The sequence below is a fragment of the Pseudomonas agronomica genome (assembly GCF_025917275.1).
Classification (GTDB): Bacteria; Pseudomonadota; Gammaproteobacteria; order Pseudomonadales; family Pseudomonadaceae; genus Aquipseudomonas; species Aquipseudomonas agronomica.
In genome coordinates, this window is the sequence record NZ_JAOSHO010000231.1 from 1 (window position 1) to 7,818 (window position 7,818).

At 60.3% G+C, this 7,818-nt stretch carries 8 protein-coding genes; 5 read left to right on the plus strand and 3 right to left on the minus strand.

From position 1 onward, the window contains the following. Window positions 1-46: 46 nt before the first annotated feature. Window positions 47-244, plus strand: a complete 198-nt coding sequence (locus OC610_RS16570; protein WP_264429122.1) for a heavy-metal-associated domain-containing protein — start codon at window positions 47-49, stop codon at window positions 242-244. Between the two features lie 95 nt (window positions 245-339). Continuing rightward, window positions 340-1,542: a multidrug effflux MFS transporter gene (locus OC610_RS16575; protein WP_264429114.1), complete on the plus strand. Its 1,203-nt coding sequence runs from the start codon at window positions 340-342 to the stop codon at window positions 1,540-1,542. Between the two features lies 1 nt (window position 1,543). Here the strand turns inward: OC610_RS16575 and OC610_RS16580 are convergent, their stop codons facing one another. Together OC610_RS16580 and OC610_RS16585 are read right to left on the minus strand one after the other, a co-directional pair. Beyond that, the gene (locus OC610_RS16580; RefSeq protein ID WP_181287283.1) at window positions 1,544-1,714 is read right to left on the minus strand and encodes a hypothetical protein; all 171 of its coding nucleotides are present in this window, start codon (window positions 1,712-1,714) and stop codon (window positions 1,544-1,546) included. 155 nt (window positions 1,715-1,869) lie between these two features. Next, window positions 1,870-2,883: a zinc-binding alcohol dehydrogenase family protein gene (locus OC610_RS16585; protein WP_264429116.1), complete on the minus strand. Its 1,014-nt coding sequence runs from the start codon at window positions 2,881-2,883 to the stop codon at window positions 1,870-1,872. Window positions 2,884-3,281: 398 nt separating this feature from the next. Between OC610_RS16585 and OC610_RS16590 the strand changes: the two genes are divergently transcribed. Both OC610_RS16590 and OC610_RS16595 read left to right on the plus strand, forming a co-directional pair. Next, window positions 3,282-4,016, plus strand: coding sequence for an ArsR/SmtB family transcription factor (locus tag OC610_RS16590; RefSeq protein ID WP_264429118.1), 735 nt, complete (start codon window positions 3,282-3,284; stop codon window positions 4,014-4,016). Between the two features lie 86 nt (window positions 4,017-4,102). After that, the gene (locus OC610_RS16595; protein ID WP_264429120.1) at window positions 4,103-5,485 is read left to right on the plus strand and encodes an MFS transporter; all 1,383 of its coding nucleotides are present in this window, start codon (window positions 4,103-4,105) and stop codon (window positions 5,483-5,485) included. 56 nt (window positions 5,486-5,541) lie between these two features. Here the strand turns inward: OC610_RS16595 and OC610_RS16600 are convergent, their stop codons facing one another. After that, on the minus strand, window positions 5,542-6,495 hold the full coding sequence (locus tag OC610_RS16600; protein WP_030138058.1) for an adenosine deaminase: 954 nt from the start codon (window positions 6,493-6,495) through the stop codon (window positions 5,542-5,544). A 199-nt stretch (window positions 6,496-6,694) separates the two neighbouring features. On the opposite strand from OC610_RS16600, the gene OC610_RS16605 reads away from it, so the two are divergent. Further along, entirely contained in the window at window positions 6,695-7,786 is a 1,092-nt protein-coding gene (locus OC610_RS16605) for a calcium:proton antiporter (RefSeq protein ID WP_030138059.1), read from the plus strand. The last annotated feature ends 32 nt before the right edge of the window (window positions 7,787-7,818 follow it).

A 7,818-nucleotide genomic window follows, 5' to 3' on the forward strand; every position in this document is an offset into this window, starting at 1 on the left:
TGGCAAGCTTGAAACTGCGGGTAACCCAATCCCAAGGAGTCATTTCATGCCAATCTTTAACGTTCCGGGTATGTCTTGCGGACATTGCGTCAAAGCCATCACCCAAGCGCTTCATGCCAAAGATTCGAGAGCCGAGGTAGAAATCGATCTCGGCAGCAAGACCGTCAAGGTCGAAAGTGCGGTGCCGGCCGATACCCTGATCGAGGCAATCAAGGAGGAGGGGTACGAGGCCAGTCCTGCGTGAAGTTTTTTAATCGTTAGCGACCTATCGGAATGTTCAAGCGCGCGCGGCCCGGCTAGACTGTCGGGCTGCCGACTGACGCTTGAACGGGACGCCCGATGAACCTCCGTACCATTCTGATTCTTGGCGCCTTGAGCGCTTTCGGTCCCTTGGCGATCGATTTCTATTTGCCCGCCTTCCCGGCAATGGCCACGGCCTTCGGCACCGACGAAAAACATATCCAGTTGACCTTGGCGGCCTATTTTCTAGGGCTGTCCCTCGGACAATTGGCCTACGGGCCGGTGGCGGATCGCTTCGGACGGCGCATCCCGCTGTTGACGGGGGTCGGCTTGTTTACCGTGGCATCCTTGGCCTGCGCCTATGCGCCGAGCCTCGAATGGCTGATCGGCGCCCGCTTCGTCCAGGCCCTGGGCGGTTGTGCCGGAATGGTGATCTCCCGGGCGGTGGTCAGCGACAAATGCGACGCAGTGGGTTCGGCCAAGGTGTTCTCGCAATTGATGCTGGTAATGGGGCTGGCGCCAATCCTCGCACCGATGCTGGGCGGCTTGCTGGTGAACCTGTACGGATGGCAATCGATATTCGTAGGCCTGACGTTATTCAGCGCGCTGGCGGCGACCGCGGTTGCCTTGTGGTTACCTGAAAGCCTGCCGGCCCACGTGCCACGCCAACCGTTATCCGGCGCGTTGCGCCAATACGGGCGTCTTCTGACAGACTCGGTCTTCCTCGGTCATGCCCTGACGGGAGGCATCGCGATCGCCGGGATGTTCGCCTATATCGCCGGCTCACCGTTTGTTTTCATCAAGCTCTACGGCGTCCCCGCCGAACATTTCGGCTGGCTGTTCGGCACGAACGCGGCGGGCTTCATACTGGTGGCGCAAGTCAATGCCCGGCTGTTGTCCAAGCGCGGCCCGGCATTCCTGCTGGCTCGTGCGGTATGGGTCTATTGGCTTGCCGGGCTCAGTCTGCTGGCCGTCTGCGCCCTGCAGCCGGAGCGCTTGTGGCCATTGTTGATTCCGTTGTTCATCTGTATCGCCAGCCTGGGTTGCATCATTCCCAATGCCTCGGCCTGCGCCATGAACGGGCAGGGCGCTCGGGCGGGGAGTGCCTCGGCGATGTTGGGATGCTTGCAGTTTTCCGTCGCCGCAGGGGCCGCCGCGCTGGTGGCGGCATTGCATGACGGCACGGCGGTGCCGATGGCAATCGTCATCAGCCTGTGTGGGTTATTGGTGGTGAGCGCCGCGATGCTGACCCGCCGTCTGCAAAACGCCCGGGCGCTTGCTCAGGCGGGTCGGCAGGAATGATTCATCCAGCCGCGCGCTGCTGATATTCGGGGAAATGATGCGGTGCGTGAATACGCGCTTGCAGGGTGGTGGCGAAAGCCTGGGCTTCGGCCTCGGTGCGAAAAGTCACGACGTGCTGGTCAAGGCGCACTTGCCATTGCGATTTTGCCACTTCTTTTATCAGGATCTTCATTGCTGACCTCCTCACGTAAAAGACTGCGTTGCAAAGGCCTCGAGTGTAGACCGGAATGCAAGCGCAATTGTGACAACGGTCAATTGTCGGACTGACGGTGCGGATTTTTTGTGACGAGGGAGCAAATCCCTCGCCACGATCGACAGGGTCGGTGATCAGAACCCTTCGAGCACGATCTTGCCCTTGGCCTTTCCACTTTCAAGCAAGGCGTGAGCCCGGCGCAGGTTTTCGGCGTTGATGGTGCCGAAGTGCTCGCCAACCGTTGTCTTCAGCGTACCTGCGTCTATCAGGCTGGCGACTCGATTGAGCAGTTTATGCTGCTCAAGCATGTCAGCCGTCTCGAACAGTGAACGGGTGTACATGAACTCCCAATGCAACGACAGGCTCTTGCGCTTGAGCTTGGTCACGTCCAGCGACTTCGGATCATCGATCAGCGCCAGTTTGCCTTGCGGCGCCAGGGCCTCGACCAACTGATCGAGATGCTGGTCGGTCTGGGTCAGGCTGGCCACATGGGTCACTTGGGGCTGTCCTGCTTTGTTGAGTACCTCGCTCAATGGCTGGCTGTGGTCGATCACCAGGTCGGCACCGAGGCCGCGCACCCATTCCTGCGTCTGCGGCCGGGAGGCGGTGCCAATCACTTTCAACCCGGTGAGCTGGCTGGCCAGTTGCGTCAGGATCGAACCCACGCCACCGGCGGCGCCGACGATCAGAAGGCTCTGGTCCTGGTTGCTCTGGCCTTCTTTGATTTGCAGGCGATCGAAGAGCAATTCCCAAGCGGTGATGGCGGTCAGCGGCAGCGCGGCCGCTTCGGCGAAACCGAGGGTCTTTGGCATGTGGCCAACGATGCGCTCGTCCACCACATGCAATTCGCTGTTGCCGCCTGCCCGGGCAATCGAGCCTGCGTAGAACACCTTGTCACCGGCCTTGAACAGAGTGACTTCGCTGCCCACGGCCTTGACCACACCGGCCACGTCCCAGCCCAGCACCTTGGCGGCCCCTTCTTCGGGCTGCATGTTCTGGCGAACCTTGGTGTCGACGGGGTTGACGGAAATGGCTTTGACTTCCACCAGCAAATCCCGGGGCCCGGCGATGGGGGCGGGCAGGTCGATGTCCTGCAGCGATGTTGGATCGGTGATGGGCAACGATTGATAATACGCGATGGCTTTCATGGGGCGGCTCCGTTGTTGAGTTCGAGGGGGCCCATGTTTGGCGATTAATGGCTTTGTTAAAAGCGCCTGGAACAACAGGCTCTTTCAATGATTTTTTGATAATCAAGGCTGCTGTTTTCGCTCAAGGGATGGTACCGGGCAATAGTCGCTGGCAAATAGAGATTTTTCCCTCAGGAACTATCGCCTCCAAAGGTTTCCGGAGGACAGGAAACCGTGCGCCGCACGCTTATACTAGCGGCCGCACGTATCGGTGCGGTTTCAACGGTCTTGGATACTGCCGACTGCACTGATACATGGCTGCGGCACAAGCGGGCGTGCCGTTCGTTCGGGCGGTACTTGAGGTCCGGAGTCACTATGCCCCAGAGCGGTAGACGAATGATTCAACAGGGAGTGAATACATGGAACATGCACCTTGCATCAGCCAGATCGCCACGCTGCTGGCTGACCCCAAGCGCAGCGCAATGATGTGGGCATTAATGGACGGTACGGCCCGACAGGCTGATGAGTTGGCACTGCTGGCGGGATTGTCGCCATCCTCGGCCAATGCCCATCTGGGGCGGCTGTGCTCCGGTGGGCTGTTGACGGTCGAGACCCGGGGCCGCAAACGGTTTTTCCGCCTGGCGGCCCCCGAGATCGGTGCTGCCGTCGAGGCCTTGGCGAGCGCAACCCTGGCAAGTACACCGCGTCAGGTTCCAGAGGTTCTCAAACGCGGTCTCATGCCGACCAAAGCGCCGACGGCCCCCGCCTCGCTGATGCGGGCAAGGCTTTGCGATGACCATCTGGGTGGCATGTTGGCGGCGGACCTGTATCAGCGACTGTTGGATTCCGGTTGGCTCGAGCAATGCGAGCAGCGCGTGATCGTTACCCACAAGGGCTCCAATGAGTTCGCCGGGCGCGGCTTGTTCATCCAGGCGCTGGCCCATCGCAACGCTCGCATCGCGTGCGCCTGCCCCGACTGGAGTGAGCGTCGCCCGCACTTGGGGGGAGCCTTGGGGGCCGGATTGCTGCAACTTTTCATGCAGTCGGGCTGGCTGAGCTTGCCTAATGATTCCAGGGCCTTGCAGGTGACGGCTCTAGGTCAGCAGGAAATTCATCGTTTCGCCAGGCAGGAAGACTTGGAAATGGCGCTCTAGAGCTAAGACAGGTCGCAATCAGCAATCGTCGCCAGCGTGGTTCGCGCACACTCGGTCCGGGGATCTATCGGATTGGGGGAAGGCAAATGGACACTCACGTCTACAGCGCGGCAGAGCGCCTGGAACGGCTGCCCATCAGCGGCTATCACCGGGTCATTTTCATCATCATTGCCCTGGCGTTTTTCTTTGACTCCATGGACCTGGCCATGATGACGTTCCTGCTGGGCTCGATCAAAACCGAGTTCGGCCTGAGCACCGCCCAGGCAGGGTTGCTGGCCAGTTCCAGTTTCTTTGGAATGGTAGTGGGCGCATCGTTGTCAGGCATGCTGGCTGATCGTTTCGGCCGCAAGCCTGTGTTCCAGTGGAGCATCGTGTTGTGGGGACTTGCCAGTTATCTCTGCTCCACCGCCCAGGACATCGAAGCACTGATACTGTTTCGCATACTGCTGGGCATCGGCATGGGCATGGAGTTCCCGATTGCCCAATCCATGCTTTCGGAGCTGATCCCGGCAAAGCGTCGCGGGCGCTACATTGCCTTGATGGACGGCTTCTGGCCCTTGGGTTTCGTGGCCGCGGGCGTGCTGTCGTACTTCCTGCTGCCGGTGGTCGGCTGGCGTGACATCTTCCTGGTGCTGGCCGTGCCGGCCGTCTTCGTCCTGGTGATTCGCTTCTTCATTCCAGAGTCGCCGCGTTGGCTTGAACAGGCCGGTCGAGGCGATGAAGCGGATGCCGTGCTCCAACGGATCGAAGAGAAGGTCCGGGCCTCGCTGGGGCGTCGAGATCTGCCCGAGCCCGTACGCCTGCCGAGGCTGGCGACCCAACCGGGCAATTTCTTTTCCGCCCTGGCGCAGATCTGGTCTCCTCTATATCGCCAACGCACGGTGATGATCTGGAGCGTCTGGTTCTTTGCGTTGCTTGGGTTCTATGGCTTGACGTCCTGGCTCAGTGCGTTGCTGCAGCAATCCGGGTTCGCGGTAACGCAGTCGGTCTATTACACCGTGCTGATTTCCCTGGGCGGGATTCCCGGTTTCCTGATGGCGGCCTGGCTGGTGGAGCGCTGGGGGCGCAAGCCGGTATGCGTCATCACGTTGCTCGGTGGTGGAGGCATGGCATTTCTGTATGGCCAGAGCGCGGTATTTGGCGGCAACGTTGGCCTGCTGGTCGGCACCGGGCTGCTGATGCAGTTTTTCCTGTTCGGCATGTGGGCAGTGCTCTACACCTATACGCCTGAGTTGTATCCCACCTCCGCGCGGGCCACGGGATCGGGCTTTGCCTCGGCGGTCGGTCGCATCGGTTCGCTGTTGGGGCCTCTGGTCACCGGGCTGGTTTTTCCCATCACCGGCCAGGGTGGCGTGTTCGCCCTGGGCGCCTTGTGCTTTGCCGTGGCGGCGGGCGTGGTCTGGCTGTTTGGAATGGAGACGCGGGGCAAGACGCTGGAGGAGTTGAGCGGAGGCGCAGTCGCTGATTGAACACGATCCCCTGTGGGAGCGAGCTTGCTCGCTCCCACAGGGGCTGAACGCCAGGCTTAAGGTTTTACCAGTCGCGCATCCAGGCTGTTTTGCGCCAGCCGCTTGGCCTGGTCCTGGGTCATGCCCAGATGCGTGTGCAGCGCGTGGAAATTCTCGGTGACGTAGCCACCGAAATAGGCAGGGTCATCGGAGTTCACCGTGACCTTCACGCCGCGTTCCAGCATGTCGAGGATGTTGTGCTGCGACATGTCGTCGAACACGCACAGCTTGGTGTTGGACAGTGGGCAGACTGTCAGCGGGATTTGCTCATCAATGATCCGTTGCATCAATCGCTCGTCCTCGATGGCGCGCACGCCGTGGTCGATGCGTTGGATCTTCAGCAGGTCGAGGGCTTCCCAGATGTACTCGGGCGGGCCTTCCTCGCCCGCATGGGCGACGGTCAGGAAGCCTTCGTTGCGAGCGCGGTCGAACACGCGCTGGAACTTGCTCGGTGGGTGGCCCATTTCGGAACTGTCCAGGCCGACGGCGACGAATGCGTCGCGGAACGGCAGCGCCTGGTCGAGGGTTTTCTCGGCTTGTTCTTCGCTCAGGTGACGCAGGAAACTCAGGATCAGGCCGCTGGTGATGCCCAGTTGCTGCTCACCGTCCTTGAGCGCGGCGGCGATGCCGTTGAGCACCACTTCGAATGGAATCCCGCGATCGGTGTGGGTCTGCGGATCGAAGAACGGCTCGGTGTGGATCACGTTCTGTGCCTTGCAGCGCAGCAGGTAAGCCCAGGTCAGGTCATAAAAGTCCTGGGAAGTGCGCAGCACATCGGCGCCTTGGTAATACAGGTCGAGAAATTCCTGCAGATTGTTGAAGGCGTATGCCTGGCGCAGGGTGTCCACGTCATTCCACGGCAGGGCAATCTTGTTGCGTTCAGCCAGGGCGAACAGCAGTTCGGGCTCCAGCGAGCCTTCCAGGTGCAGATGCAGTTCGGCCTTGGGCAAGGCGTTCAGCCAGTCGTACATGTTCTTTTCTCATCAGCGAATCGATGGCGGCATTCTACAGGGGCGGGCGCCAATGTCTGAGTAAAACCTGACCGGCTGATCCACTACGGCCTCGTCCCGGCAATAATCCTCGGACAACGGCTACGTCACATTCGGACGAAACGTTCCCGGTCCGTCACAGTCTAGTAGCTCATGACCCGTCCATGGTTATAGGCTCGCGATGCTCTCGTTGATCAAGCAAGAAAAACTGCTGTTGCTGGCCCTGCTCGCGGCGTTTGCCGCCTATCCGCTGGAGCATTGGCTGCTGGGCAGCGGGCAGGTCGTTGCGCTGATGGGCGGGTTGGTGCTGATTGGTTTTATCGTCTCAGCCTCCATGCGTGTGGCCCATCACGCGGAACTACTCGCGGAAAAAGTGGGCGATCCCTACGGCACCATGATCCTGACATTGTCGGCGGTGCTGGTGGAAGTCGTGATCCTGGCGATCATGATGAGCAACGAGGCGTCGCCGACCCTGGTACGCGACACGATCTATTCGGCGGTCATGCTCGACATCAACGGTATCCTCGGGCTCGCGGCGCTGATGGGTGGGCTCAAGCATGGCGAGCAGGTCTACAACGACGATTCGGCGCGGACCTACAGTGTGATGATCCTCACGGCCATGGGGGTGTCGATGGTGGTGCCGGAGTTCATTCCGCGGGAAAGCTGGAAAACCTATTCGGCGTTTACCATCGGCGCGATGATGGTGCTGTACGCTTTGTTCCTGCGCATGCAGGTGGGCCCACACAGCTATTTCTTCAGCTACAGCTATCCAGAAAAGCGTCGTAGGAAAGAGCCGGTGGAAACCGAGCCGAAGCCCATCAGCCTGGCCTTTTCAATCGGTGCGCTGGTATTTGGTGTGATCGTGATCGGTGCGCTCGCCGAGATCATGTCCAAGGCCATCGACTTGGGGCTGGAGGGCTCCGGTGCCCCGCCGGTCGTCACGGCGATCCTGGTGGCGGCCATCTCCGCTGCGCCGGAAATTCTCACTGCGCTGCGGGCAGCCTTGGCCAACCGCATGCAGTCGGTGGTCAACATCGCACTGGGGGCGTCGCTGTCCACGGTGATTCTGACCGTGCCGGTGATGGAAGCGATGGCGCTTTACACCGGCCAGCCATTCCAGATGGCAATGACGCCAGTCCAGACGGTGATGATCTTCATCACCTTGATCGTCAGCGCCATCAACCTCAACGATGGCGAAACCAACGCCATTGAGGGCATGACCCACTTCGTGCTGTTTTCAACGTTTGTGATGTTGTCGTTATTGGGTCTTTAATTTTTCATAGTCCCTGTGGGAGCGAGCTTGCT